26 protein-coding genes are annotated in these 26,998 nt (G+C 31.7%); 17 read left to right on the top strand and 9 right to left on the bottom strand.

Annotation, left to right across the window (positions count from 1 at the left end):
- The first annotated feature begins 108 nt into the window (after positions 1-108).
- The 11 genes from ACFHWD_RS17190 to ACFHWD_RS17240 all read left to right on the top strand — a co-directional run bounded on the left by ACFHWD_RS17190 (position 109) and on the right by ACFHWD_RS17240 (position 10,527).
- Complete coding sequence (locus tag ACFHWD_RS17190) at positions 109-1,284, top strand: aspartate aminotransferase family protein (protein ID WP_378062801.1); 1,176 nt, start codon at positions 109-111, stop codon at positions 1,282-1,284.
- Positions 1,285-1,471: 187 nt separating this feature from the next.
- A complete protein-coding gene (locus tag ACFHWD_RS17195; RefSeq protein ID WP_150358421.1) occupies positions 1,472-1,678 on the top strand; it encodes a DUF1657 domain-containing protein in 207 nt (68 codons plus the stop codon).
- A 16-nt stretch (positions 1,679-1,694) separates the two neighbouring features.
- Positions 1,695-2,555: a DUF421 domain-containing protein gene (locus ACFHWD_RS17200; protein WP_150358422.1), complete on the top strand. Its 861-nt coding sequence runs from the start codon at positions 1,695-1,697 to the stop codon at positions 2,553-2,555.
- A gap of 11 nt (positions 2,556-2,566) precedes the next feature.
- The gene (gene spoVAC, locus ACFHWD_RS17205; RefSeq protein ID WP_150358423.1) at positions 2,567-3,046 is read left to right on the top strand and encodes a stage V sporulation protein AC; all 480 of its coding nucleotides are present in this window, start codon (positions 2,567-2,569) and stop codon (positions 3,044-3,046) included.
- A complete protein-coding gene (gene spoVAD, locus ACFHWD_RS17210) occupies positions 3,047-4,048 on the top strand; it encodes a stage V sporulation protein AD (protein ID WP_150358424.1) in 1,002 nt (333 codons plus the stop codon). It begins immediately after the preceding gene.
- Positions 4,049-4,069: 21 nt separating this feature from the next.
- Positions 4,070-4,423, top strand: coding sequence for a stage V sporulation protein AE (gene spoVAE, locus ACFHWD_RS17215; protein WP_150358425.1), 354 nt, complete (start codon positions 4,070-4,072; stop codon positions 4,421-4,423).
- A gap of 23 nt (positions 4,424-4,446) precedes the next feature.
- Complete coding sequence (locus ACFHWD_RS17220; RefSeq protein WP_150358426.1) at positions 4,447-4,653, top strand: DUF1657 domain-containing protein; 207 nt, start codon at positions 4,447-4,449, stop codon at positions 4,651-4,653.
- A 151-nt stretch (positions 4,654-4,804) separates the two neighbouring features.
- Positions 4,805-6,874, top strand: a complete 2,070-nt coding sequence (locus ACFHWD_RS17225; RefSeq protein WP_150358427.1) for a sigma-54-dependent Fis family transcriptional regulator — start codon at positions 4,805-4,807, stop codon at positions 6,872-6,874.
- A gap of 188 nt (positions 6,875-7,062) precedes the next feature.
- Positions 7,063-8,853 (top strand): indolepyruvate ferredoxin oxidoreductase subunit alpha, encoded by a 1,791-nt coding sequence (iorA, locus tag ACFHWD_RS17230; protein WP_150358428.1) that lies wholly within the window; start codon positions 7,063-7,065, stop codon positions 8,851-8,853.
- Positions 8,853-9,440, top strand: coding sequence for an indolepyruvate oxidoreductase subunit beta (locus ACFHWD_RS17235; RefSeq protein WP_150358429.1), 588 nt, complete (start codon positions 8,853-8,855; stop codon positions 9,438-9,440). The genes iorA and ACFHWD_RS17235 overlap by 1 nt, the downstream gene beginning before the upstream one ends.
- Before the next feature lie 874 nt (positions 9,441-10,314).
- Entirely contained in the window at positions 10,315-10,527 is a 213-nt protein-coding gene (locus ACFHWD_RS17240; RefSeq protein ID WP_179977360.1) for a DUF3006 domain-containing protein, read from the top strand.
- A gap of 70 nt (positions 10,528-10,597) precedes the next feature.
- Here ACFHWD_RS17240 and ACFHWD_RS17245 read toward each other — a convergent pair whose 3' ends face one another.
- From ACFHWD_RS17245 to ACFHWD_RS17260, 4 genes are all read right to left on the bottom strand, one after another.
- Complete coding sequence (locus tag ACFHWD_RS17245) at positions 10,598-11,455, bottom strand: YitT family protein (protein WP_150358815.1); 858 nt, start codon at positions 11,453-11,455, stop codon at positions 10,598-10,600.
- Positions 11,456-11,713: 258 nt separating this feature from the next.
- On the bottom strand, positions 11,714-12,673 hold the full coding sequence (locus tag ACFHWD_RS17250; protein ID WP_150358814.1) for an acyl-CoA dehydratase activase: 960 nt from the start codon (positions 12,671-12,673) through the stop codon (positions 11,714-11,716).
- Positions 12,654-13,751: a 2-hydroxyglutaryl-CoA dehydratase gene (locus tag ACFHWD_RS17255; RefSeq protein ID WP_150358813.1), complete on the bottom strand. Its 1,098-nt coding sequence runs from the start codon at positions 13,749-13,751 to the stop codon at positions 12,654-12,656. Before ACFHWD_RS17255 ends, ACFHWD_RS17250 begins: the two co-directional genes overlap by 20 nt.
- The gene (locus ACFHWD_RS17260) at positions 13,751-14,647 is read right to left on the bottom strand and encodes an acyl-CoA dehydratase activase-related protein (protein WP_150358812.1); all 897 of its coding nucleotides are present in this window, start codon (positions 14,645-14,647) and stop codon (positions 13,751-13,753) included. The genes ACFHWD_RS17255 and ACFHWD_RS17260 overlap by 1 nt, the downstream gene beginning before the upstream one ends.
- Before the next feature lie 838 nt (positions 14,648-15,485).
- Here ACFHWD_RS17260 and ACFHWD_RS17265 point away from each other — a divergent pair.
- The 5 genes from ACFHWD_RS17265 to ACFHWD_RS17285 all read left to right on the top strand — a co-directional run bounded on the left by ACFHWD_RS17265 (position 15,486) and on the right by ACFHWD_RS17285 (position 21,172).
- Positions 15,486-16,313, top strand: a complete 828-nt coding sequence (locus ACFHWD_RS17265; RefSeq protein WP_378062797.1) for a MetQ/NlpA family ABC transporter substrate-binding protein — start codon at positions 15,486-15,488, stop codon at positions 16,311-16,313.
- 150 nt (positions 16,314-16,463) lie between these two features.
- Positions 16,464-17,426 carry a methionine ABC transporter ATP-binding protein gene (locus ACFHWD_RS17270; protein ID WP_378062798.1) on the top strand — a complete coding sequence of 321 codons (963 nt, stop codon included), beginning with the start codon at positions 16,464-16,466 and terminating at the stop codon, positions 17,424-17,426.
- Positions 17,423-18,079, top strand: a complete 657-nt coding sequence (locus ACFHWD_RS17275) for a methionine ABC transporter permease (protein ID WP_378062799.1) — start codon at positions 17,423-17,425, stop codon at positions 18,077-18,079. The genes ACFHWD_RS17270 and ACFHWD_RS17275 overlap by 4 nt, the downstream gene beginning before the upstream one ends.
- 18 nt (positions 18,080-18,097) lie before the next feature.
- The gene (gene larA, locus ACFHWD_RS17280; protein ID WP_150358758.1) at positions 18,098-19,369 is read left to right on the top strand and encodes a nickel-dependent lactate racemase; all 1,272 of its coding nucleotides are present in this window, start codon (positions 18,098-18,100) and stop codon (positions 19,367-19,369) included.
- Between the two features lie 819 nt (positions 19,370-20,188).
- The gene (locus ACFHWD_RS17285; protein WP_150358749.1) at positions 20,189-21,172 is read left to right on the top strand and encodes a tyrosine recombinase XerC; all 984 of its coding nucleotides are present in this window, start codon (positions 20,189-20,191) and stop codon (positions 21,170-21,172) included.
- A gap of 45 nt (positions 21,173-21,217) precedes the next feature.
- Here ACFHWD_RS17285 and ACFHWD_RS17290 read toward each other — a convergent pair whose 3' ends face one another.
- Positions 21,218-21,601, bottom strand: coding sequence for a hypothetical protein (locus ACFHWD_RS17290; protein WP_150358748.1), 384 nt, complete (start codon positions 21,599-21,601; stop codon positions 21,218-21,220).
- Between the two features lie 172 nt (positions 21,602-21,773).
- On the opposite strand from ACFHWD_RS17290, the gene lexA reads away from it, so the two are divergent.
- Positions 21,774-22,382 carry a transcriptional repressor LexA gene (lexA, locus tag ACFHWD_RS17295; RefSeq protein ID WP_150358747.1) on the top strand — a complete coding sequence of 203 codons (609 nt, stop codon included), beginning with the start codon at positions 21,774-21,776 and terminating at the stop codon, positions 22,380-22,382.
- Between the two features lie 69 nt (positions 22,383-22,451).
- Here lexA and ACFHWD_RS17300 read toward each other — a convergent pair whose 3' ends face one another.
- From ACFHWD_RS17300 to mutL, 4 genes are all read right to left on the bottom strand, one after another.
- Positions 22,452-23,735, bottom strand: coding sequence for an aminotransferase class I/II-fold pyridoxal phosphate-dependent enzyme (locus ACFHWD_RS17300; protein WP_378062800.1), 1,284 nt, complete (start codon positions 23,733-23,735; stop codon positions 22,452-22,454).
- A 121-nt stretch (positions 23,736-23,856) separates the two neighbouring features.
- Positions 23,857-24,108 (bottom strand): RNA chaperone Hfq, encoded by a 252-nt coding sequence (hfq, locus tag ACFHWD_RS17305; protein WP_150358745.1) that lies wholly within the window; start codon positions 24,106-24,108, stop codon positions 23,857-23,859.
- Positions 24,109-24,200: 92 nt separating this feature from the next.
- Entirely contained in the window at positions 24,201-25,133 is a 933-nt protein-coding gene (miaA, locus tag ACFHWD_RS17310; protein WP_150358744.1) for a tRNA (adenosine(37)-N6)-dimethylallyltransferase MiaA, read from the bottom strand.
- A gap of 10 nt (positions 25,134-25,143) precedes the next feature.
- Complete coding sequence (gene mutL, locus ACFHWD_RS17315; protein ID WP_150358743.1) at positions 25,144-26,979, bottom strand: DNA mismatch repair endonuclease MutL; 1,836 nt, start codon at positions 26,977-26,979, stop codon at positions 25,144-25,146.
- Between the last annotated feature and the right edge of the window lie 19 nt (positions 26,980-26,998).

The following is a 26,998-nucleotide window of genomic DNA, read 5'->3' on the forward strand; positions in this document are numbered from 1 at the left end:
TATAATATATAAAAATCAAGCTCTCTGAGTTTTCGAGAGCGTACTTTATATAAAAGGGGGGCAAAACCATTTGCAGGATAATATGAGTTCTGTATAATGGAAATTTTTATGGATTATTTATATTATGCAAAAAAATATCTAATTAACACTTATAAACATCTTCCTGTGGTATTTACAAATGCTAAAGGATGTAAGTTATATGATGTCTCGAATAAAGAATATTTGGATTTCACTTCAGGTATAGGGGTTATGGCATTAGGACATGGAAATGAGAAATGGATAAAAGCTGTGGAAGATCAACTGGAAAAATTAGTTCATACATCAAATATAGTTTTAAATATTCCCGTGTTGAAGTTAGCCAAAAAACTTACGGAGATCTCAAATATGAGCAAGGTATTTTTTTGCAATTCAGGAACGGAAGCTAATGAAGGTTCCATAAAGCTTGCAAGAAAATACAGTTTTGAAAAATATGGAAAGGGAAGAAATACTATAATCACTTTAGATAGAAGTTTTCACGGAAGAACAATGGCCTCGCTGGAGGCTACTGGAGAAGAGGAACTTCATAAATACTTTTATCCTTTTCCGGAGGGGTTCAAACATATTGATATCACTGTAGAAGCCCTGGAAAAAGCTGTAGATTCAACTGTGTGTGCTATTATGATAGAAGCAGTTCAAGGAGAAGGTGGAGTGAATCCATTGAGTAAGGAATTTGTCAGCAAAGTATTTGAAATAGCTGAAAAAAATGATATATTGGTCATATGCGATGAGGTTCAATGCGGTCTGGGAAGAACGGGAAAGCTATATGGATTCAATAATTACAATGTACAGCCGGATATTATATCCGTAGCCAAGACTCTTGGAGGAGGTCTTCCAATGGGTGCTGTTCTCTGCAACAAGAAACTTAAAGATACTTTTAAGTATGGAGATCACGGTTCCACTTTTGGAGGAAATCCAGTTTGTGCAGCTGGAGCCATAGAAGTGTTAAATGAAATTACTGATGAAAGTTTCTTAGCAAAGGTAGCTGAAAAAGGAAAATTTATCAAAGAATTTTTTAAAAATAACTCTTCTAAAAATATAAAAGAAGTTCGAGGAATAGGATTAATGGTAGGCGTAGAAATCAAGGGGAAAGCTTCTGAGATTCAAAAAAAGGTCTTTGAGAAAGGTCTTCTTGTCCTAACCGCCGGCAGGGATAATGTAGTAAGAATTCTTCCACCTCTTATAATTACGCAGGAAGAATTGGAAAAGGGACTAAATATAATATATGAAGCTATAAAAAGTATGTAGTCTGTTTCAACAATAAACAAATGATTTGAACTCCAACTTATAAAAATTAAGTTGGAGTTATTTTTGTCGAAATTCATAAAATTAAACGTAATAATTTAATACAAATAAGGTAAAGCTAAATTAAAAGATTTAATTTGTACTTTGTAAATAAAGGGGAAAAATATAGTGAAAGAGGAGGGATTAAAAATTGACTGTGGGATCTAAAGTAAAACAAACAATGATAACCTTAAAAGGCGCAGAAAGTACTTTGAGACTATATTCTCTTCAAGAACAGGATAAAAAGGCCAAAGGCATATATAGAGAATCTTTTGAAGCTGTGGATGGTATAGTTCAGGACTTGAAAAAGAGAATTAAATTTTTAGAATATGAGGAACCCCAGTATAAAAGTAATTGATTTGGAGGAATAGTATATGAAGATTTGGATTGCAATTCTATTAAAATCAACAGCATTATTTTTTTTATCTTTACTTTGTATAAAAGTACTGGGCAAAAAACGCTGGACAAAAATAACTCCTTTTAATTTTATAAACTATATCGTAATAGCTGTTTTAATTGTATTGATTTCCGTAAATATTATACCCAACTGGGTGTTTGGCATAATTACATTGGCTGTATGGATACTTATTCCAATAGCTCTGGATTATATATGCATGAAAAGTAAATTTATATATAACTTGATAAATGGGAAAGATATAATAATTGTTAAAAAGGGAAAAATTATGGAAGAAAATTTGAGCAAAGTCAGATACAGCGGTGAAGATATCATCAGAGAACTTCGTTCCAAAAACGTATTTAATCTAGCAGATGTAGAATTTGCAATAATGGAATCTACCGGGGATATAAATGTAATGTTGAAATCTGACAAAAAACCTGTCACCCCAAAAGATTTGGGAATACAAACTTCCCCTGAGGGAGCACCTCAAACTGTAATACTGGATGGAAATGTTATAAATGAATCTTTAAGCAACCTCGGGCTGAATCAGGGTTGGTTAAATGAGCAGCTGGAGCTTCTAGGAGTTTCTCTAGATAATGTATTTATAGGTCAAGTAAATTCCAGAGGCGAACTATACGTAGATCTATTTGATGATATGATTCAGGTCCCTAAATTAAATCTGAGAGAAATGCTTTATGCCAATCTTGAAAAGGCAGAATCGGATTTAATGTCTTTTGCCTTGGATACACAGGATAAAAATGCCAAGAATATTTATGAAAAAGATTCTATTATACTAAAAAACATATTGGAAAAATTAAAACCCTATTTATTGGGATAGAAGGTGATACAATGTCTGATAAAAAGAAAAAAAAATTAACTCCTGCACAGCAGCAGTATCAGAACTTTGCAAAAGAAAATGAAACGAAAAGAAAGGTTTTTACAAACTGTTTAAAGGCATTCTTAGTGGGAGGTACAATATGTGCTGTAGGTCAGGGACTTCAATTTATGTTTATAAAATATTTTAATTTTACAGAGACAACTGCAGGAAATCCTACATCTGCAATTTTGATAATAATATCTGTATTACTTACGGGATTTGGAGTATTTGATCATATTGCCCAGTGGGCTGGGGCAGGTACTGCCATACCTGTCACTGGTTTTGCAAATTCCATTGCATCCTGTGCTATAGAGCATAAAAGTGAAGGGTTTGTTCTGGGAGTAGGCGGCAATATGTTTAAGCTGGCAGGCTCTGTAATAAGTTTTGGAGTTTTTTCCGCATTTGTAATGGCTATTGTGAGAATAATTATTCAATGGTTAGGTGGGATGTAGATGATTCAGGGACATCAATCATGGATATTTCAATCCAAGCCAATTATATTGGGATGTTCTGCCGTAGGAGGACCTTTTGAAGCAAAAGGTGCACTGGCTAAAGAATTTGATTTACTCCATGAAGATATTTGGCTTGGTCAGGATAGTTTTGAAAAGGCTGAAAAAAAATTGCTGGAAGAAGCCTGTAATATAGCTATAAAAAATTCAAAAATTAAAAAGGAAGACATAAACTTTTTTACCAGTGGAGATCTTATGAACCAGATAACCAGCAGCAGTTTTTCTGCGAGAAGCCTTAAGATACCATATCTGGGCATATTCGGCGCATGCTCTAGTTCTATGGAAGGATTAGCCTTGGCATCTTTTATTGTAGATAGCGGTGGAGCCAATTATGTCCTCTGTGGAACTTCAAGCCATAATGCAGCTGCAGAAAAACAATTCAGGTATCCTACTGAATATGGAGGGCAAAAGCCTCCTACAGCACAATGGACGGTAACTGGAGCAGGTGCTGCAGTAATCGGCAAAGGATATGATAAACCTAAAGTCACTTCAGCCACCATAGGCAGAGTAATAGATATGGGAATTTCCGACCCGTTTAATATGGGAGCAGCTATGGCACCTGCAGCAGTTGACACAATAGAGGCACATTTCAGAGACCTGCACAGGGATCCATCCTACTACGATATTATAGCCACTGGAGATTTAGGCAAAATAGGGCATGAAATAGCTAGAAAAATGCTGAAGAAAGACGGTTTTGAATTTCCCCAGGGAGTATTTACAGACTGCGGCATTTTAATGTATAAAAAGGATCAGCCTGTATTTTCGGGTGGCAGTGGATGTGCCTGCTCTGCCACAGTAACTTATGGTCACTTTTTAAAAGAGATGAATAGAAAGAAAATAAACAAAATATTGATAGTGGCCACAGGAGCACTTATGTCACCCATGTCCTATCAGCAGAAGGAAAGTATACCCTGTATCGCCCATGGAGTATCTATAGAAACATAGAAAAGAGGTGCATTTATTTATATGGAAAAGTTTATTTGGGCATTTGTAGTAGGCGGATTAATATGTGTAATAGGCCAGATCATGATGGATGTCTTTAAGATGACTCCGGCCCATACTACAACTACTCTTGTAGTAGTTGGAGCCATATTAGGAGGATTTGGACTATATGAGCCGCTTATAAAATTTGCTGGAGCAGGTGCCTCTGTACCTATAAGCAGTTTTGGAAATGCACTTGTGAAGGGTGCTATTATGGAATCTAAAGAATATGGAATAATAGGAGTATTAACTGGAATTTTTGAAGTTACCAGTGCCGGTATATCTGCTGCTATAATTTTTGGATTTATTGGGGCTTTATTATTCAAACCCAAAGGATGATTTAAAAAAGGAGGTGATAAAATATGACAGTCGGAACTCAAATGCAGCAAGCAATAGCTGGGGTTCAGAGCGCAGCTGCAACTATGAAGACATTTGCACTGGAAACCCAGGATCAAAATGCCAAAAATGATTTTCAGAATATAGCAAAAAACCTAGATGAAGCCTTGAAAATACTTAATGGAAGACAAAAATATATCCAACAGCAAGAGCCACAATATACTAAACTTTAGCAGCAATTAAAAATAAACAATATTTAATAATAATTTAGAGGCTATAATTGCCGGCATATATACGTTATAGGCAATTATAGTCTTTAGCTTAAAGCATATTGGAATAGATATGTTATACTATAGTGGATAATTAATTTAAAGGATGAAAAATATGAATAAAAAAATTGCAATAATAGGTTACGGAAAGGACGCAGTGGATACCTACGGTAAACAGATTACTGCTTTATTTTCGAATAATTTATCTATAGAAAAATTTTATATAGATGAACCCAATGTAAGGAAAGTAATAAATGCAGATCTTATCCTTGTCCAATCATACTATATTTTAAGGAAAGTAAAACCCTACTTGAACTTAGAGAGTAAGATAGTGATTGCAAATAGGACTATTTCAAAAACTGGATTTAACAAGATAATGAATATTCCGAAGGGATCTCATGTATGGCTTTTAGATGAAAGTATGGAAATGTCCATAGAAATGGTGTGTTTATTATATGAACTGGGCATACGACATGTGGAGATCACTCCTATGTATCCTGGCATTGATAGGGACGTGAGTGGTAAAAATCTTATTTTATTGGGAAAATCAGCCTGTAATACCAAAGGTGCTAAACAAATTATAAATATAGGACACAGCCTTTTGGATATAATCACCATACTGGATATAGGGGAAAAATTAAACTTACTGTATATTTTACAAAATCAAAATATAAGAATGGGATACAAGGAAATTGTCAGTAAAAATTTTGGCTTGTCTTATGTAATAGGACAGACAAATCGCTTTGGGAGTGAACTTAAAGTATTACTTCAAGTTTTAGATGATGGAATAATAGGAATTGATCCTGAAGGTAAAATTTATACTTACAATGAGGGTGCAGAAGAAATAATTGGCATAAATAAAAATAATGCTCTTGGAAAGGATATAGCTGAATTATTTCCAAACCTACCTTTCGACATGGTATTAAAAAACATACATCCACTTACTGAAAGACTTATAAAAATAAACGGATACGATGTTGTACTATCTGCACATCCGCTGGTTAATTCAGGTATACTTTATGGCGTAGTTGTGATAATTAAAAAATTTAATGACATAGAAAAAAAGCAATACAGATTCAGAGCACAAATAATTGGACAAGGATACAGAGCAAAATACACATTTGATGATATATTAGGTGAAAGTGAAATTATAAAAAAATATAAAAAAATCGCAAGAAGAATGGCGGATTCAGATTCATCAATATTGATAACTGGAGAAAGTGGCACTGGTAAAGAATTATTTGCACAAGCTATACATAACAGCTCGTCAAGAAAAAATTACCCTTTTGTAGCTGTAAATTGCGCTGCTATCACTGAAAGTCTCTTAGAAAGTGAATTGTTCGGATACGAAGAGGGAGCCTTTACAGGTGCTAGAAAGGGCGGAAAGCCAGGGTTATTTGAACTTGCCCATAAAGGTACCTTGTTTTTAGATGAAATAGGTGAAATGCCGCTAAATCTTCAAACAAAGCTTCTAAGGGTGCTTCAGGAAAGGGAAGTTATGAGAATAGGAGGAAGTGGATTAATCAAAGTAGATATTAGAATAATTTCTGTAACTAATAGAAATTTAAGAAATATGATAAGTCAGGGGAAATTTAGAAAAGATCTATATTACAGATTAAGTGTACTTCCATTGAATTTACCACCTTTAAGAGATAGACGAGATGATATAATCCCTTTATTTAATGAAATAAAGTCCCAATTAAATGTTAATTTTACATTGACAAAATCAGCTGAAAATGCTTTGATTCATCATAATTGGAACGGAAATGTGAGAGAACTTAAAAACTATATAGAATACTTTACCAGTTTAGGCATTAAGACAATAGATTTAGAAGATCTACCTTTTTACAGAGAGAAATCTCATAAAAGTATATTTAATAGTAATGAAGAAATTATATTCAAAAAATTTTTAAGTGAAATTGATAAAGATGTAGAAAAATATATATTTTTACTGAGTGAATTAGATAGAGGATATAAAAATAAAAAGAGAATGGGAAGACGAAGTTTATATAAAATAGCCAGACAAAAAAATATTTTTTTAAGTGAACAGGAAATAAGAGTTATGCTCATAGAACTGGAAAAAAATTTGATGATAAAAATAAATAGAGGCAGGGGGGGAAGTGTAATTACAAACTTTGGTGAAAAAGTTCTAAATTATTTAAAAGATAATAGTATGAAATTATAGAAAAGGGTTAAATGGGTAAATTTTATGTACCATTTATCCCTTTTCTATAAATAAACCTCTATAAAATAACGCTCTTTTACCTGTAAAACATTTGGCATAATATATGCTTTTAAAATAATATAAAGCGAAATTACTATTTCAAATTTGTATATATTTATTATAGTATTATTTTGGAGGGAGTATATATAATGAAAACACTTATGACAGGTAATGAAGCCATTGCAAGAGGATTTTTTGAAGCCGGTGGAACTGTAGCATCAGCTTATCCGGGAACACCTTCTACAGAAATACTTGAAAACATTTCAAATTATGAAAACATATACTCAGAATGGGCCCCAAACGAGAAAGTAGCAACGGAAGTAGCTATAGGAGCATCTATCGCAGGAGCAAGATCTCTTACAGCAATGAAGCATGTTGGATTAAATGTAGCCGCAGATCCTCTTATGACCTTCGGATACATTGGGGTTAACGGGGGGTTTGTTTTAGTTTCGGCAGATGATCCGGGAATGCATTCTTCACAAAACGAACAGGACAACAGATATTATGGTAAATTTTCTAAAATGGCCATGATAGAACCCAGTGACAGTCAGGAATGCAAAAATTTTATAAAGGAAGCTTTTAAAATATCGGAAAAATTCGATACTGGAGTTGTATTTAGAGTCTCCACTAGGGTGTGTCATTCCAAATCTTTAGTTGAACTTTCTCCAAGGGAAGATGTGAAAATAAAACCATATTTTAAAAATACATCTAAATTTATAACTATACCGGCAAATGCAAGAAAACTTCACGTAAAAGTAGAAGACAGATTGAAAAAGCTAGAAGAATTTAGCAATATTACTGATTTAAATAAAATCGAATGGGGTGATAGACAGATAGGAATTATAACTTCAGGAATAAGTTATGAATATGCAAAAGAAGTTTTTGGAAATGAGGCTTCTTATTTAAAACTTGGTTTTACGAATCCTCTTCCTTTTGAGAAAATAAAGAAATTTGCACAAGAAGTTAAAGTACTTTATGTAATTGAAGAATTAGAACCCTATATAGAGGAACAGATTAAGGCAAGGGGAATTAATTGTATAGGCAAAGGCAAAATACCAAGGGTAGGCGAATTAAATCCAGATATTATTTCATCTTCTCTTTTAGAAACAAATGCTGAAAACATGAAGGAAACGGCTAGTTCCGTAGAAGATTTAAAAAAAGAAGTTATATCTAGGCCTCCTACTCTATGTGCAGGATGTCCACATAGAGGATTATTTTATACACTATCTAAGAAAAAGGACATAATGATCACGGGAGATATAGGATGCTATACATTAGGCTGTGCAGAGCCCTTAAATGCAATGGATACATGTGTGTGTATGGGCGCCTCCGTAAGTGCTTCCCATGGAGCTGAAAAGGCTTTCAAAATCAACGGAATAGATAAAAAAGTAGTTGGAGTGCTGGGAGATTCTACTTTTTTCCATTCTGGCATTACGGGATTAATTGATAAAGTTTACAATAAGGGAAATTCAGTTACCATAATATTAGACAACAGGATAACTGCAATGACAGGACATCAACAAAATCCAGGTACAGGATACACCTTAATGGGAGAAAAAACCATTGCCATAGACATAGACCAATTATGCAGGTCCATAGGAATAAAAAATATTTGGACAGTAAATCCACTTAATTTAAGCGAAACAGAAAGTGCTTTAGACAAAGCTCTGGAAGCTGAAGGACCTTCCGTAATTATAACTAAATGGCCTTGTGTGCTGAAAAAATTAAGTAAAGAAGACAAAGAGGAATTTAACGTTGTTAAAACTGTTTATAGAGTGAATGAGAAGAAGTGTAAAAAATGTAAGATGTGTATAAAGTCAGGGTGTCCAGCTATATCAATTTCAGATTTTTCACATATAGATGAAGATATTTGTGTCGGATGTTCTGTCTGTGCACAAATATGTCCTTTTGATGCAATAGAAAGGGTAGGTGACAGATAATGAGCGGAGTAAAAAATATTTTGTTTGTAGGCGTTGGAGGTCAGGGAATTATATTAGCGTCTAAAGTACTGGTTTCAGGCCTTATAGCTGCAGATTATGACGTAAAAATGTCAGAAGTCCATGGCATGGCTCAGAGGGGCGGAAGCGTCACCACACAGGTTAGATACGGAGATAAAGTGTACTCGCCAATTATAGGAAAAGGTAGTGCAGATGTGATTGTTGCTTTTGAGGAAATAGAAGCACTGAGATGGATTGAATATTTGAAATCAGATGGAAGATTAATTGTAAATGATTATAAAATACCTTCAGCTACTGTTCTTTCAGAAAAAGAAAAATATCCTGAAGGTGTTATAGAAAACATAAGATCACATATAAAAAACGTTACGATAATCGATGCAGCAAAAGAGGCTAAAAAACTTGGAAATATAAAATCTCAAAATATAATCATGTTAGGAGCCTTATTAAAGATATTACAGATTTCAGAAATAGATTGGAGAAAAATTGTGAGGGAAAACGTGAAAGAACAATTCATAAATTTAAATATAAAGGCCATGGAAGTTGGTATGAATACATCAAGTAAATTGTAATTAAATAAAAAATCACTATTCAAATTTAACTTTGGATAGTGATTTTTTATTTACTCAAATCAATTCAAGTTAATAAAAATATTGTATAATTAAATTAGATCATATTTACAAAGAATGGTATAATCTATCTTATACAAAATAATAAAAATAATATTATCAAATAATCTTATCGTTAAATATACTGTTATTATCAAATAATTCTTGAGCGAGGAGAAATGATGAATTATTATTGTGAAGAATGGAATAGAATGAAAATTAAGGGAAAGTTTAAATTTATATTAGATGTTAAAAATCTCATGCTTATATTTATATTTATACTTATATTCTTAACTGTAAAAGTTTTTGCATATAATCAACTTTACCTGTTTAAAGAATTCATATTTTACATTTTATATATGATCATAACTTTTTCAATTCTTCTAATAATATCCCAAAGTATAAAATGGAATCTATATAAGAGATTTTTCAACGGAGATTTTTCAAAGAAATCTCCGACTATAAAATTAGGGGAAATTTTTCTCGGAATTTTAAGCTTGTGGATTCCTCTCGGGATTTTTTATTCCATATTTATAATAAGTCCTAATTCCTATATATTGAAGCATCTTAGTTTTACCTTAAATTATGTAATTTATTTCACTGCTTATATAATTGTAAACTGTATATTTTGGATATCAATGGGACTCGTATTAGAATTTTTAATCAATATAAAGACTATGAGTTTCTTGAATCCATTAATTGAAAACAAAAATAAAATTTATATATTAATTGATAAAAGAAATATATTCTAGTTACAGTATCAATTATATAATATTTGATATTTGACATATTTATGCTGAAAAGATTGGTTAAATTTTAGGAGGTGGAAGATTTAAAAATGAGAGTTATAATAGACAGGTTTGAAGGACCCTATGCCGTTTGTGAAAAAGAGGATAAGACCATGATTGATATAAAGAGAATAAATTTACCTAAAAATGTAAAAGAAGGCTGTGTACTCGACGTATGTAAAGATAAAATAACTGTAAACATAGAGGAAACTGAAAAAAGGAAAAAGAAAATTGATTCTTTGACTGAAGATATCTGGAACTAGAGTTTCTTAATATACAATTAGCAGATACGAAAAATATACTTTTCACGTATTTGCTAATTGGTATCTTATGTTAATGTATTGATTTTTTCTTATAACTCTTTCCCGAAACCTCAACGTTGCCAATGGTCATAAGTGCAGTGGGATCGAAACCATAAACTATTGATTTTAATTTAGCTATTTCAAGACGGGATACTATTACATATATTACATTGGTTGGAGTACTGGTATAACCACCTTTACCATCTAAAAGCGTAGCACCTCTTCCCAGCCTTGCCAAAATTGCTTCAGTTATATCTTCATATTTGTCTGAAATTATAAGCACAGCTTTTGATTCATCAAGTCCTTCTACAGTTATATCAATTACTTTAAAAGCTATAAAATAAGTTACAAGCGAATACATAGCCCTGTCCCATCCAAATACAAGGCCGGCACTGCTCAGTATAAATACATTGAAAAACATAACTATTTCACCTATAGAAAAACCTGTTCTCTTGTCCAAAATTATAGCTATGATTTCGGTACCATCTGAAGAACCTCCATTTCTTATTATCAATCCAATTCCAACTCCAAGTATTATTCCACCAAAAACCGAAGCCAGGAGAGTATCATTTGTAAAACCAGGAATTGGTTTAAGAATAGATACCATAATTGACAGGGATGTTACGGAAAATAAAGTTGAAAGGGTGAAAGTTTTTCCAATGTGTTTATATCCTACTAACAGGAAAGGTATATTTAATGCAAATATAAATAGTCCAAGAGGTAATTTTGTAAGATAACTGGATATAATAGATATACCGGTAACACCACCATCTATTACATTATTAGGAATTAAAAATAATTCCAGAGCTACAGAAGCTAGAGTAGCTCCTACAAACATGAAAGCAAATTTGCTCATTATCTTAAATATTTTATATTGTTTTTTTGACATTGAATCACATCCTTTATGTGGATTTTATATTGTTTAATATTCATATGAAAAATGAAATGCTTTTACAGAAATATAAAAACAGATGATAAAAATATGAAATTTGTAGACAGAAAGTATGTTATTTGTAATATGTAATAACATAAACTTTATTAATTTATGAAAATACACAATACCTATATGAATATTATATATTAAATTTTTTCTTTTTGTCAAATTACTCGATGAGGCTTGTACTAAAATGGAATAAAACTATTTCCCTTATGCGGAAATAGTTTTATTCCATTTTTCACATCTTCCACCGAAGAATCCTATAATTTTTTTACTGCCAAGTATTTTTACAACTTCACATCTATTAGGGCACCCTGTACATTCAAAACTTTTGGATACAAAATTTATATCTATTAAATTAAATCCTTTGAATTTAGTAACAGCATTATTTTTTTCTATACTTTCTTTTGCAAGAATAGCTGCACCAATGGCTCCCATTACCTTAAAATTTTTAGGTACTATTATTTCCTTGCCCAATGCTTCTTCAAACGCACTTTTCATACCTATGTTAGCGGCAACTCCTCCTTGGAAAAATATCTTCGATTGTATTTCTTTTCCCTTAGCTACATTGTTTAAATAGTTTCTGACGAGAGCATTGCATAATCCCTTTATTATATCTGAATTGCTGCAGCCCATTTGCTGCTTATGTATCATATCTGATTCGGCAAATACAGCACACCTTCCAGCTATTCTGGCAGGGCAGGTGGATTTTAAAGCATAATTTCCAAATTCATTTATTGGAATATCGAGCCTGGATGCCTGCCTATCAAGAAAGGAACCGGTTCCAGCTGCACATACAGTATTCATGGCAAAATCCAATACGATACCATTTTGAAGCAGTATTATTTTCGAATCCTGACCGCCTATTTCTATTATGGTTCTTACATCAGGATCCAGATGTAAAGCAGCAACTGCGTGGGAAGTTATTTCATTTTTAATTACATCAGCACCTACAATAGAAGCTGCAATTTGTCTGCCGCTTCCTGTAGTTCCCACAGCTGTTATATCCTTATCACTATATTTGTCTTTTAAAAATTTAAATCCTTCTTGAATTGCATTTATAGGTCTTCCTTTCGTCCTCAAATACAAGGATTCAAGGACATTTATATTTTCATCTACTATTACAATATCTGTACTTACAGAACCTACATCAACTCCCATATAATACACTGTTTTTTCTCCTTTCAAGTAAATCTAAGAAAGCTTCTATTCTAGTTACATATCCTGCTTCACCGGTCATTTCATCTACTACTAAAGTGAGTATAGGAAAATTTTTATCCTTTGCTATAGTAGGTAATATTGATTTTGACACTATTTCCGGCATGCATCCTACAGGAAAAATCTGAATTGCACCATCAAATCCCTTTTTATTTGCCAGGACAGCTTCTCCTATACATTCTCTCGCATGACCTCCTATATAAAAGGGGAGATATCTTCTGGATGCTGTTCTTATATTAATAGAATTTAATTTGAGTGGTGACAGAGCAGCATTTTTGACCCACCAGCTGGGAGTAAGAGATCTGACTGTAGATACTCCATAATCCATAAGTTTTTCCTCTATAAACAGGTTTGAAAAAGGTTCTATTATTGTGTATATTTCGCCTATTATTGCAATTTTCAAAGGCTCCTTACTTTTGGAAATGGGGATCTCATCTAATTTTTTGATATAATTCTTTAACACACATACCATTTCTTCCGGTGAAGTGGTTTCAGCTGCCCTTTCTTTACAATGATTTAAGATATCTTTACATCGTCCTCTCTTTAATTCATAACCAGCTAAAAGCTTAGCTTTTTTCTCAATATCATCAACTAAGTTTATTATTTTAAGTCCCAATTTGGCTATTCTCAATTTTTCAATAGTACTCTTACTGCTTCCTGAAGCAATCATACTTATTCTTCTAAAGAGCTCCTTTAAACCTATATCTTTTGGATAATCCAATACTATGAAATTCAAGTTATATCCTAATTTTTTTAATAGATTCATTTGAAGTTCACAGTATTCTCCAAACCTGCAGGGGCCGCAGCTGCCAACTATTAAAATAGTATCTGCACCTTCTTTTATGCTCTGAATATAATTGCCTATCATTATCTTAAATGGAAGACACATTTCTTCTGGAGAGTATTGGACACCTATTTCCAATGCCTGCTTATTGCTTAGAGGTGGAATTACATAATCAATTCCCAATCCATCAAACACAGCTTTTGCAGCAAGAAAAGTGTTTCCAAGATGTGGAAAAGTTATTTTCATTAATTACAGCATCTTCTTTCCAGCATGTCATGAAAAGCTTCGATTCTAGTATTGAATCCTGCTTCTCCAGTTTGCTCATCTATTTTTAATACCAAAAACGGAAAATTATTTAATTTATTTCTAATGAGTTCTATTACAACGGAGTCTATACCACAGGCAAAGGAGGATATGTAAATTATTCCATCCACTTTTTTATTTTCAGCTAGATAAGTGGAAAATCCATAGGAATTCTTTGCAAAAGTCCAAAACGGTTTTTTAAACAGTTCTGCAGCTCCCTTTTCTATTATGTCCTCATCTATGTTTTCTTCAGTGAATATACCAATCCCAAGCTTATTTAATTTTTTTATTATATTCATGTTAACAAAACTATCATTTATATTATAAGGATGACCTACTAAAGCTACTCTTATAGGAAAATTTGAATTGTGGAATAGACTTTTAGAATTATATTGTACTTCCAAAGCTCTTTCATAAGCTTTTTTAATCTTAAAAACGTTTTTAGTGCATGTTAAACCTGACTTCAAAACCCAATTTCTAAATTTATTTTTAGAAAAAGCATATACAGGATAAGTCAATATAGGCGGCATATTTGAAATATCATTCAATATCATTTCGGGAAGTCCGCAAAATTTAGGACATATAAATTCTCTTTCTTTTAACTGCATAATTCTAGGAATAAATATCATATCACATTTATTTTTTATAGCGTCTATATGCCCATGAAATATTTTTATGGGAAGGCAAGCTTCATCTACACAGTATTTTACTCCTGCGTCCAGTATATATTTATTGGTATCAGGTGAAGTTATTATCTCTGCTCCCAGTTCTTCAAAGAAAGTTTCAATAAAAGGATGATATTTACAGTATAATAATCCTTTGGGAATACCTATTTTCATACATAAATAGCTGCTCACAAATATATAGTAGAAATTATTGTAAGGGCAGCAAACCTCCAATCATCTAAAATTATATACATTTTCATATTTTATCCTAATATTAGATAAGTATTCAGTTCTATAAAATATTCAATATTATTTTAATCTACATGACTATTTTGTAGAATTAAGTTTAATTAAATTGAAATATATACTTGATTAAATTTTATTTATATGGTATTATAGAAAAAGTTTAATTACATATGTGATTGCAATGATAAGAAGAGTAAATTATATTTTGACTATCAGAGAAAATTTTCCATGGATGAAAGAAAATTTTAGTCAATAATAATTGAAGTGCATCTTGGAGCTCTGAATTGAAGTTTAGTAGACTTCAGCGAGTATGCTCGTTAAAGTGTTGCGGTATAATTGTACCAAAAAGAGTTGTCTTGTATTTGTGTGGATTGATTTTCATGCTTTATAGGATAAACAGAGTGGAACCGTGGAATTAATCTTCTGCCTCTGAAGTGAGGTGGAATTTTTTGTTTTTTGGAATCCGAAGTCTAAAAAACAATCTTTTATAAAAAATTAGAAGTATTTTAAAACAATTTAAATTATTAAATCAAAATATATATTTATATTAGCAGACTAGACAAACTAGAGGCTAACTTTGATATAATTGTAATTATTATACAAAGTTCTGCCTTTTTATTTTGTATAAATTTTGTGTGATAAACAACTATGCTAGTGAAATATATAAGGAAATTTATAAATTGTATATAATATACACTGATTTTTTCTTTTAATAAAAATATATATCATTAAATACAACAAAAATATGAAAAAGAGGTCTTGAACTGTGAAAAAAATAAATAGTATTTTATTATCAGTAATTTTATTAGTAGGATTGTTTTCGGGGTGCGGAATTACAAATAAAAACTCAAACAAATCCTCTGAGCAACAATCAAATGTCATTAAGGTAGGTGTAACAGCCGGCCCTCATGAAGAGACAGTACAAAAAGTTAAGGAAATTGCAAAAAAACAGGGACTTGATGTAAAAATAGTAACTTTTAATGACTACGTTCAACCAAATATACAATTAAATGATAAGCAGTTAGATGTAAATGTGTTTCAAACTACACCTTATTTAAATGAATTTAACGAAAAACACAAAATGCATTTGGTCCAAGTTGCTAAAGCTATACTTCTTCCTATGGGCATATATTCAAAAAAAATAAAATCATTAGATCAGCTTAAAACAGGAGATAAAATTGCAGTCAATAATGATCCCACTCAAGAAGCTAGATCTCTTGCCTTACTGGAAAAGGCACATGTAATAAAATTAAGAAGCGGGGTAGGCATAAATGCTACTAAAAAAGATATAATTGAAAATCCTAAAAAAATTCAATTATTGGAAGTTGATGCGGCCATGACACCACGTACATTAGATGATGCCACTTGTGCCGCAATAAATAGTAATTATGCCATGGAAGCTAAATTAAATCCAAAAAAAGATTCAATATTTTTAGAATCAGTAGAGAATTCACCTTGGATTAATTATATAACTGCAAGAGAAGATAATAAAAATTCTGAGAATGTAAAAAAGTTTATCAAAATTTATCAATCGAAAGAAGTCAAGAAATTTATAGATGACCATTTTCAAGGATCAATCATAGCCGCATTTTAAAGATTTAATATTTATGATCAAGAAAATTGCATATTGAAAAATTCAGATATTTTATATAGCTATACTTTATGGATAAATCAATTATGCAATTTGCTACGATCATAAATAAAACATCAAGATGTAATTTTTATTTAAAGGAGGCTAATAGTATTGATAGATATTAGTAATGTTAGCAAAAGTTTTGGAAATAAAAATATACTAAGAAATATAAATCTCAGCATAGAAAAAGGCGAAATATTTGGCATAGTCGGACACAGTGGTGCCGGAAAATCCACATTACTCAGATGTTTAAATGGACTCGAGACATACGATACAGGAAGCATAAAGGTATTGGGCAAAGAAGTTAAGAATTTAAATGGAAAAGATATGAGGTCTTTAAGAAAAAATCTTGGAATGATATTTCAAAATTTTAATCTATTAAATAGAAAAAACGTATATGATAATATATCATTGCCATTTGAAATTTGGAAGGCCGATAAAAAAGAGATAAAAGGCAAAGTGGAAAGGCTATTGACCTTGGTAGGGTTAGAAAATAAAGCAGGCGCCAAACCAAGGCAGTTGAGCGGAGGCGAAAAACAGAGAATAGCGATTGCCAGAGCACTTGCATTAAATCCAAGTGTATTACTTTGTGATGAAGCCACTTCCGCATTAGATCCTAATACTACAAAATCAATACTTAAACTTTTGAGAAAAATCAATAACGAGTTTAAAATAACCATAGTTGTAGTAACCCATCAAATGGAAGTAGTAAAGGAAATATGTGATAAAATGGCAATTATTGATCATGGAGAGATAAAAAGTTCTGGAAATGTACAAAAATTATTTTTAAGACCTGAAAAAAGTCTAAAAAAATTATTGGGAATGAATAGTATACTTCCAGAAAAAGGTGTAAATATAAGAATATTCTTTCCAAAAGATATAAGCGGAGACAGTTTGATAACCTCTATGGCTATAGACTTGAATATAAAATTTTCTATTGTATGGGGCAAACTTGAAAATTTCCGCGATGACATCCTTGGAAGTTTAGTTATAAATGTAACTGAAGAGAATAGAGAGATTATATGTAATTATCTAACCTCGAAAAATGTGATATGGGAGGTAGAAACAGCATGAGCACTAGTGAAATATTTAGTGAAATATTGATTCCAGCTATTGGGCAGACATTTTACATGGTACTAATTTCTACAGCACTTGCAGTAATTATAGGTTTTATACCGGCCGTTTATTTAATACTAACAGAAAAAGATGGATTGAATCCCAATAATTTAGTTTATAAAATATTAGACACTATAGTAAATCTAATAAGATCATTTCCGTTTATAATACTTATGATAACGCTTTTCCCACTAACAAAACTTATAGTTGGTACAACTATGGGCACTGCATCAGCTGTAGTTCCCATGACAATAGCAGCTTCAGCATTTTCAGCCAGGGTAATTCAATCTTCTCTCAAAGAAATAGATCCTGGTATAATAGAAGCTGCAAGATCTTTAGGTGCAAGTAATAGTCAAATTGTTTTTAAAGTCATGCTTAAAGAAGCACTTCCATCCTTAGTATTGGGAATAACTCTCACAATTATAGGTGTAGTGGGGACATCAGCTATGGCAGGAACCGTAGGTGGTGGTGGACTTGGTAATGTAGCCATAAATTATGGGTATTATAGGTTTGACACTAAAATAATGGTATATACTGTAATAATACTCATAATAATTGTTCAATTATTTCAAACAATTGGGAATGTATTATATAAGAAACTTAACAAATAAATTTTGGAGATGATATAATTGAGCTTATATAATTTTAAATATGGGAATAGAAATATCGAAATAAATTTAGAAGGAAAAATAACTAGCATTCTTCCCAATAAAACAGAACATATTGAGAATATAAAAGCTAAAATCATTGAGTCAATTGAAAATCCCATAGGCTCGAAACCTCTCAGCGAGATAGTTAAACCTGGAGAAAAAGTTTTACTTGTAGTTTCGGACATTACAAGATTATGGATAAAGATTAATAAATTTTTGATTTATGTGGTAAATTATCTGAATTCACTAGGAATTAAAGATGAAGACATTTCAACCATTATAGCAGTTGGAACACACAGAGCTGACACAGAGGGTGAAAAAATATCTATTGTAGGAAAAGAACTATATAAGAGAATAAAAATATATAATCATGACAGCAAAAATGCTGATGAATTGGATTATATTGGAATATCCAGTTTTGGAACTCCCGAATATATAAATAAAAAAGTGGTGGATGCAGACCGAGTTATTCTTATAGGAGGCATTACATTTCACTTATTTGCAGGCTTCGGTGGAGGAGCTAAAAGCATAGTGCCCGGAGTTGCAGGCATTAAAACAATTCAACATAATCATAAATTGGTTTTTAATAATGGAGAAAATTCTGGATTAAATCTAGATGCGAGAGCAAATAAAATCAAGGGGAATCCCATGCGTGAAGATATTACGGAAATATGCAGGACAGTTTCTGTAGATTTCTTGATAAATGCAGTACTTGACACTAATGGAAACTTTGTGGAGTTTGTAGCTGGGGATTTTGAAAAAGCATGGATGAGGGGATGTAATACAATAAGAAAGCTATATGCAATAAAAGTCAAAGAAAAAGCAGATATTACCATTGCTTCGGCAGGAGGATATCCAAAGGACATAAATTTATACCAGTCCGTCAAAACTATTGGGAATAGTTTGTATGCAGGTGTGGAAGACAGTGTATTGATTGTAATTGCAGAGTGCAGAGAAGGCGTAGGCACAGATGAGTTTACAAAGTTGTTTAAATATAAAACTCTAAATGATATGGAAACCGCACTAAAAAAGGATTTTACAGTTCCAGGGTATGCAGCTTATAAAACTTTGTATTCATCAAAACATAGAAAAATATTCCTTGTATCTTCCCTTGAAGATGAAATAGTTCGTAAATTTGGATTTATTCCAGTTAAATCATTGAAAAATGCAGTTGAGCTTGCATATAAATTAAGTGTAGATAATCCAAGGATTGCTCTTATACCTTATGGGGGAGATACTCTTCCCGTATAGTTATAATTTTTTTATACTGATTTAAAATCTAAAAAATTACAGAAATAAATAAAAGACCTGATATGACCCCCATAAGTTAGACCTAAAAATCTAACTTATGGGAGGTCAGTTCATATTTTGTTGAGGGTCTTTTTTGTATTTATTTTTTAGTTTATTTAATAAATATTATGTATATAAGAATTAACACTAAATATAAATTCTGNCATATTTTGTTGAGGGTCTTTTTTGTATTTATTTTTTAGTTTATTTAATAAATATTATGTATATAAGAATTAACACTAAATATAAATTCTGTTAAAAAAAATAATTTTAAAAACATATAACTTTAGAATTTATACATTAAAGCATTTTTTATTCTCTTATTCTACAAATAAATCCATTCTTTTTAAATTCCTAAGTTTGTACGCTTCTCACAAGAAAATAGGAAAAAATAGGGGAAAAATGAATCCACACATTTATCACCATATTGTGGAAATATTTCAATTTTATAAATGTCCACTTTATTTCCACAATATGTTAATAAGTTCATTTAACTTAAAATGAATTATTTAAGAAATAAAAATTCATTTATAACTTTATTGATAAGCAGTTTTTTACAAATTAGCACAATATATTTGCAAAACAAGCTTTAATTCATATTGTGTGAAAAATTTGTTATCAAGTAATTCTTAAATTAACATGTGTTTTGCTTATTTGGATAAAAAAATTATAAATTTAGTACAATAAAAGAAGGATTTTGAACAGCTTTTATAGAATACTTAACTTCGCTAAATAATCATTTAGCGAAGTTAAAGTTATTTTTGGAAAGGAGAAGACTTTATGCAGTATAACCTAAAACATGTTTACAATCCCAGGCTTCCCAAATGTCTAAATGACTTCTTAAACTATCTTGGAACCATTAGGGGAAAATCAAAAAATACATTAAATGGCTATAAAGTGGATCTTACCATGTTTTTTAGATTCTTAAAACTTTACAAAGGTCTCATTAAAGGAAACTATGAATTTAAAAAAATAAAAATAAACGATATAGATGAAAATTTTATAAGACAGATAGATTTAAGTGATCTGTTTGCGTTTATATCCTTTACCGAGAATTATAGAAATAACGGAAGTTATACCAGGGCCAGAAAAGTAGCAGCTCTAAAATCCTTCTTTAAATATCTCTGCAATAAGGCCAAGATAATAGATGAAAACCCTGCTCTGGAATTGGAATCACCTAAAATAAGCAAAAGAAATCCAATTTATTTGAGCTTAGGCGAAAGCAGAGCTTTATTAAGAGCTGTAGATGGAAAGTTCAAAAAAAGAGATTATTGTATAATAACTTTCTTTTTAAATTGCGGGATGAGATTATCTGAATTATGCGGTATAAATATTTCAAATATTAAAGATGACACCTTGACTGTAGTTGGAAAGGGAAATAAAGAAAGGACTATATATCTAAACAGGGCCTGCATGGAAGCTCTTGATATCTATGTTAAAGAAAGAAATAAATATTATAATAAGATAAAAAATAAAGATGCTCTTTTCATAAGCAGGAATTACAACAGAATAAACAAAAGAACTGTAGAGTTAATGTTAAAAAAATATTTGAAAAATGCCGGCCTGGATAGTGAAAAGTATACCCCCCATAAATTGAGACATACTGCGGCTACCCTCATGTACAAATACGGCAATGTAGATATAAGAAGCCTTCAAAAAATATTGGGCCACGAAAATATATCCACTACTCAGATCTACACCCATGTGGATGACGAAAAACTCAGAGAAGCAGTAAAATCAAACCCTTTAAGTGAAGAAAAATAGCAAAAGACCGGAATTTTCTTCCGGTCTCAATTTGGATATAAAACACTACTTGCTATTTTTATGCTTTTTTTGAACTCTTATAAGCCCAGGATATTCTTCATATGCAACTTTATCAAAAATCTCCTTATTTTCTAAGGCCTCTTTCAATCCGTCTACATCTTCTATAAATTCAGTACTGGGATCCTCTTTGGAATAATGAGAATGAAAATCATCTGAGTAATAATTCTTCTCCTCTCTCTCATATTCTCTGGATTCATTTTTATCGTCTATAATACCATCAATTTTTATGGCTTTCATATCATATCCTTCCATTTCAAGACATTTTCCACAATTATCACATTTTTTATTTGGATCCAAATCACATACATCACATTCACCACAGTTATCGCACAGTTTATTTTTATCAAGTATACAATAATAATTTTTCATAATATCTCCTTCTTACTATCTAACTATTATGTAACAAAATTAGTATAGAACATAAGTTTGATATTTGTCAACTTCTATGATATAATTCACATCAAGTGATTCTATTGTCTAACTTTACACTTTGTAATGAATTTGATAGACTTCTAATAAATAAAGTATAGGAGTGTTTTTTATGAAAAATTCTAGTAATAATAGACAGCTTCAGATATACGAATTTATAAAATCTCAGATTAGAGAAAAAGGGTACCCTCCTTCTGTTAGAGAAATATGTGCAGCTGTTGGCTTAAGGTCTACTTCCACTGTTCACAACCATCTTGAAAAATTGGAAAAAAGAGGCTTTATAAAGAGGGACGGAATTAAATCTAGGACTATAGAAATCGTAGAAAAATCAATTCCTCAAAAAGAAATGATAGATATACCTATCATAGGAGATATAGCTGCTGGCACGCCTATTTTAGCCACTGAAAATATAGAAGATTTTTTCCCTGTTCCCATGGATTATATTAAAAATGATAAAAAATTATTTATGTTAAAAGTAAAGGGAGAGAGCATGATAGATGCAGGCATACTAGATGGTGATTTCTCCATACTGGAGCAGACTAATTTTGCTGAAAATGGTGATATAGTTGCAGCCTTGATTGAAAACGAGGCCACTCTAAAAAGATTTTTCAGAGAAAAGAACAGCATAAGGCTGCAGCCAGAAAATAAGAATATGTCCCCTATTATAGTAGATGATTGTAAAATCATAGGTAAATTAGTAGGTATATACAGAAAATATTAATCCAATTGTAAGCAATCTGAAACAGAGATCTGTTTATTAAGAAGCAAATCTCTGTTTTAACCTTATGTTCTATAATATGTTTGATAGAGCCACAAGTATCCCTACTTTGGCATGATCAAAAGTCAATCCACCTTGAAGATATCCTATATAAGGCTCTCTTATAGGGGCATCTGCAGATAGTTCTATAGAGGATCCCTGTACAAAAGCACCTGCAGCCATTATAACTTGATCTGAGTATCCCGGCATATCCCAGGGCTCGCATTTAACAAATGAATCCACTGGTGATCCTTTTTGAATGGCTCTGCAGAAGTTTATCAATTTCGATTTATCATTAAATTTAATTGCTTGTATTATATCACTTCTTTTATCATTGTACTTAGGCAGAACTTCAAATCCTGCTAATTCCATAATTCTAGCACAAAAAATAGCACTCTTTACTGCTTCTATGGAGATATGTGGAGCTAGAAATAATCCTTCGTATAAAAGCCTCATGACTCCAAAGGTTGAACCGCACTCCCCTCCTATTCCTGGAACAGTCAATCTATATGAGGCTTGAGTTACATATTCCTCTTTGCCAACTATGTAACCACCTGTAGGTGCTATTCCACCACCTATATTCTTTATGAGTGAGCCTGCTGCTAGATCAGCGCCTACATCTGTGGGCTCTAAAGTATCTATAAATTCACCGTAGCAATTGTCTACAAAGCATATTACATTGGGTCTTATCTTCTTTACAAAATCAATTATATTCTTAATCTCAGATACAAGAAGAGATTTTCTCCAACCGTAGCCGGTGGATCTCTGTATATGTACTAATTTTATACTGTCATTTTTTTTAAGATGCTTTTCTATGCTCTCGAAGTCTATCCTATTATCCTCGGTTAAGTTCACCTGTTCATAATTTATACCATATTCCACAAGAGAGCCCATGTTTTTTTTATTAGTGCCTATGCCTATTAAATTATGTAAAGTGTCATAGGGAGTACCACATACAGAAAGCATCGTATCTCCGGGACGTAAGTTTCCAAATATTGCACAGCAAAGGGCATGGGTTCCATTTACAAAATGTGGTCTTACGAGTGCACTCTCTGAATTGAATACATCTGCATATACCTTATCTAAAGAATCTCTACCTATGTCACCATACCCATACCCTGATGAATTGGTAAAATGTGCTTCACTTATTCTCTCCTTCTGCAGTGCATCTAAAACTTTTATTTGATTGTATTCCCTTATTTCATCATAGTATTTAAATTTATCCCTTATATCCTCTAAGGCTTTTTCATATAGATCAATTATTTTTTCACTTATTTTATATGCTTTTCTGAGTTTTTCCTTAGTTATATCTAACAATATTGGTACCTCCCTAAATATAATGAGTGATATATATTACAATAAAAGCACACAGAAAGGGAATAGGCAGCACCTATTCCTCTCTATATTTCACAATAGCTTAATTACTTGATATTTTTAGTTACTCTTTATAATCTTCCGTTTCAATTTGCGCATTAAATAAGATTGACCTTATGGGTGTAATAGTGGAAATTGCATGTTTATATACCATCATCTGCTTGCCAGCACAATCTAATATGACTGTAAAATTGTCAAATCCCTTTACAGTTCCCTTAATTTGAAATCCATTGGTCAAATATATGGTAACTGAAATTCTATTTTTTCTCGCACCATTTAAAAAAATATCCTGTAAATTATTAGCTGGTTTACTCATAGCTCTCACCCTCCATAATTTTTATTATATAATTCTATAGATATCGCAAAAATTTTCAGTATCAATGAATCCTATTACAGTTAAATTTAAAACTACTGTATGGATTCAAATTTATTTATTATATGATCAGCTATTTCACTACGACAATTAAAATCATCTTCATCTATCCATATGGCTCTTTTGTCTTTTCTAAACCATGTCAATTGCCTTTTAGCATAATTTCTACTTCCCTTTTTAACTAAATATATAGCTTCATCTAAAGATATCTTACCTTCTAAATAGCTTAGTATTTCTTTATACCCTATAGCTTTCATGGATTGCATATCTGCTGTATATCCCATAGATTTTAAATTTCTGACTTCATCTATGAGTCCCCTTTCCAACATTATATCCACTCTCTTATTAATTCTCTGGTATAATTTAGCTCTATCCATAGTCAATACAAAATAATATATCTTATATGGTATCTTGCATAAATGATTTTCAGTATTAAATTCACCTATGGTTTTTCCCGTAAGTTTATAAACTTCTAGAGCTCTAATGACCCTTTTTAAGTCATTGGGATAAAGTTTTTCATAGGATAACCTATCTACATCTTTTAAAAGAGAATGTACATACTCTCTCCCCTGATCCCCAGCTAATTTTTGAAGGTATCTTCTGTAATTTTTATCTATCTTAGCATCTGTAAAATCATAGTTGCATATAAGAGAATTAATATAAAGACCTGTACCTCCTACTAACATTGGAAGTCTGTTTCTTTTACATATCCCATCTATAGTTTTTACAGCCAGTTTTTTATATTCTGATACATTAAAACTTTTGTCGGGTTCAATAAAGTCTATCAAGTGATGTGGTATTCCCTTCATTTCTTCTACTGTAATTTTTGCAGAACCTATATTCATATATTTGTATATTTGCATAGAGTCTGCAGATATTATTTCGCCATCTAATTCTTTGGCAATTTCTATGGATATATCACTTTTCCCCACTGCAGTAGGGCCTGCTAATATAAATAAATTTTGCATATCTTTCCCCTCACTGTATTCGCTTGAATTTTTTCTCCAAATCATTTAATGTAAATTTTATTATAACGGGCCTTCCGTGAGGACAAGTATAAGGATCTTCTATAAACCTCAATTCTTCAAGTAAACTTTTCATTTCCATATGCGACAGATGATCTTTTGCCTTAATAGCAGCTTTGCAGGCAAGTGTTGCTATGGAAAGATATTTTACTTCCCAGGGTTCTCCGGATCCCATATTTTTTAAATTGTCAATCATATCCATAAATAAATTTTTAATATCCGGTTTTCCGAGTATCATAGGTACTTCCCTTATGCTCACAGCCGTATCTCCAAATAATTCTACCTTGAACCCAGTTTTCTTAAATACATTTTCATTTTCCATATAATAATTATAATCAATAGGTGTAAGTTCCATAACTACCGGTGTGGCTAATACTTGAGACAGTATATCACCTTTTTGAATACTTTTCTTATATTTTTCAAAGAGAATTTTTTCATGGGCAGCATGTTGATCTATCATGTATAAATTATTCCCGTCCTCTGCTATTATATAAGTATTGTGAAACTGACCGATTATTTCAAGAGGTGGAAATTTAGCAATTGCATTCTCCCTATGCTTAGTTTTCCCATTCACCTCATCTGCTGAATCTATCTGTAAATTAGGATAATGGGATTTATATAGATTCGATTCATGTTCTCGAAATCTACCAGCATTTTCATTGATAAAATTATTATACTCTTTCTTTTCACTGTCTGAATTTAAATAATTTTTACTATTTAAAGACTCTAAATCAACCGGAATCTGGATTTCCCTCACATGGGTGGATTCAATATCAGGCTCAATAGTAAAAGAATCCTTCAAACTGTCCCTAAGGGCTTCATGAACGGCATCAAATACAAATTTAAATACCATTCCAGAGTCACTGAATTTTACTTCCCATTTAGCAGGATGAACATTTACATCTATAAACTCAGGAAATATATCTATAAACAATATAAAAAAAGGAAATTTATTTATAGTAATAAAAGATTTAAATGCCTTTTCCACAGCTGTAGCTATGGATTTATTCTTAACATATCTTTTATTTACAAATAGACTCTGATTATTTCTACTGCCACGGCTTATTTCAGAATTTCCTATATATCCGTAAATTGAAATTATGTCACCGTGTTTTTCTATAGGAATTACATTTTCGTAAATATTTTTGCCATATATACACCGTACAACATCCATTACGTTTCCTGAGCCATAGGTGGTGATAGATTTTTTGCCGTTTTTAAAAAATTTAAAAGAAATATCCGCATTAGCCAAGGAAAGCCTGCTTATTATGTCTGAAATTCCCGCAGCTTCTCTACTGGGAGATTTTAAAAACTTTTGCCTTGCAGGTACATTGAAAAATAAATTTTTCACTAAAACTGAAGTTCCAGGATTGCATCCACTGTGTTGAACACCTTCTAGTTTCCCGCCATTTATTTTTATTTCCATACCTGAATCAAACTGAGCGGTTCTGCTCTTAAGAATTACATTGGATACCGCAGCTATACTCGCCAGAGCCTCACCTCTAAATCCCATGGTGTTTACCTTTTCCAGATCTTCTACACTGCTTATTTTACTTGTAGCATGGGGCATAAAGGCCTTTTCTATGTCCATTGGATGTATTCCGCAGCCATCGTCCAGTACTTTTATGGATTTTTCTCCGCCTTCCTCAATTTCTACAGTTATATTTTTAGCACCCGAGTCTATACTATTTTCAAGTAATTCCTTTACTACAGAGGAAGGACCTTCCACAACTTCTCCTGCGGCAATTTTATTTGAAGTATTTATATCCAGAAGATTTATCCTTTTCATGGTATATCAATCCTTTGTT

Origin of the sequence: Clostridium sp. MT-14, assembly GCF_042436595.1 — a bacterium.
Classification (GTDB): domain Bacteria; phylum Bacillota; class Clostridia; order Clostridiales; family Clostridiaceae; genus Clostridium_B; species Clostridium_B aromativorans.

Coding starts and splice junctions, on each gene's coding strand:
- spoVAC (WP_150358423.1), top strand. CDS start 2,567: ATGTCTGATAAAAAGAAAAAAAAATTAACTCCTGCACAGCAGCAGTAT.
- ACFHWD_RS17290 (WP_150358748.1), bottom strand. CDS start 21,601: ATGAAAAATTATTATTGTATACTTGATAAAAATAAACTGTGCGATAAC.
- ACFHWD_RS17190 (WP_378062801.1), top strand. CDS start 109: ATGGATTATTTATATTATGCAAAAAAATATCTAATTAACACTTATAAA.
- ACFHWD_RS17260 (WP_150358812.1), bottom strand. CDS start 14,647: ATGAAAATAGGTATTCCCAAAGGATTATTATACTGTAAATATCATCCT.
- ACFHWD_RS17235 (WP_150358429.1), top strand. CDS start 8,853: ATGAGCGGAGTAAAAAATATTTTGTTTGTAGGCGTTGGAGGTCAGGGA.
- ACFHWD_RS17240 (WP_179977360.1), top strand. CDS start 10,315: ATGAGAGTTATAATAGACAGGTTTGAAGGACCCTATGCCGTTTGTGAA.
- iorA (WP_150358428.1), top strand. CDS start 7,063: ATGAAAACACTTATGACAGGTAATGAAGCCATTGCAAGAGGATTTTTT.
- ACFHWD_RS17225 (WP_150358427.1), top strand. CDS start 4,805: ATGAATAAAAAAATTGCAATAATAGGTTACGGAAAGGACGCAGTGGAT.
- spoVAE (WP_150358425.1), top strand. CDS start 4,070: ATGGAAAAGTTTATTTGGGCATTTGTAGTAGGCGGATTAATATGTGTA.
- ACFHWD_RS17275 (WP_378062799.1), top strand. CDS start 17,423: ATGAGCACTAGTGAAATATTTAGTGAAATATTGATTCCAGCTATTGGG.
- lexA (WP_150358747.1), top strand. CDS start 21,774: ATGAAAAATTCTAGTAATAATAGACAGCTTCAGATATACGAATTTATA.
- hfq (WP_150358745.1), bottom strand. CDS start 24,108: ATGAGTAAACCAGCTAATAATTTACAGGATATTTTTTTAAATGGTGCG.
- ACFHWD_RS17285 (WP_150358749.1), top strand. CDS start 20,189: ATGCAGTATAACCTAAAACATGTTTACAATCCCAGGCTTCCCAAATGT.
- ACFHWD_RS17200 (WP_150358422.1), top strand. CDS start 1,695: ATGAAGATTTGGATTGCAATTCTATTAAAATCAACAGCATTATTTTTT.
- ACFHWD_RS17220 (WP_150358426.1), top strand. CDS start 4,447: ATGACAGTCGGAACTCAAATGCAGCAAGCAATAGCTGGGGTTCAGAGC.
- ACFHWD_RS17255 (WP_150358813.1), bottom strand. CDS start 13,751: ATGAAAATAACTTTTCCACATCTTGGAAACACTTTTCTTGCTGCAAAA.
- miaA (WP_150358744.1), bottom strand. CDS start 25,133: ATGCAAAATTTATTTATATTAGCAGGCCCTACTGCAGTGGGGAAAAGT.
- spoVAD (WP_150358424.1), top strand. CDS start 3,047: ATGATTCAGGGACATCAATCATGGATATTTCAATCCAAGCCAATTATA.
- ACFHWD_RS17245 (WP_150358815.1), bottom strand. CDS start 11,455: ATGTCAAAAAAACAATATAAAATATTTAAGATAATGAGCAAATTTGCT.
- mutL (WP_150358743.1), bottom strand. CDS start 26,979: ATGAAAAGGATAAATCTTCTGGATATAAATACTTCAAATAAAATTGCC.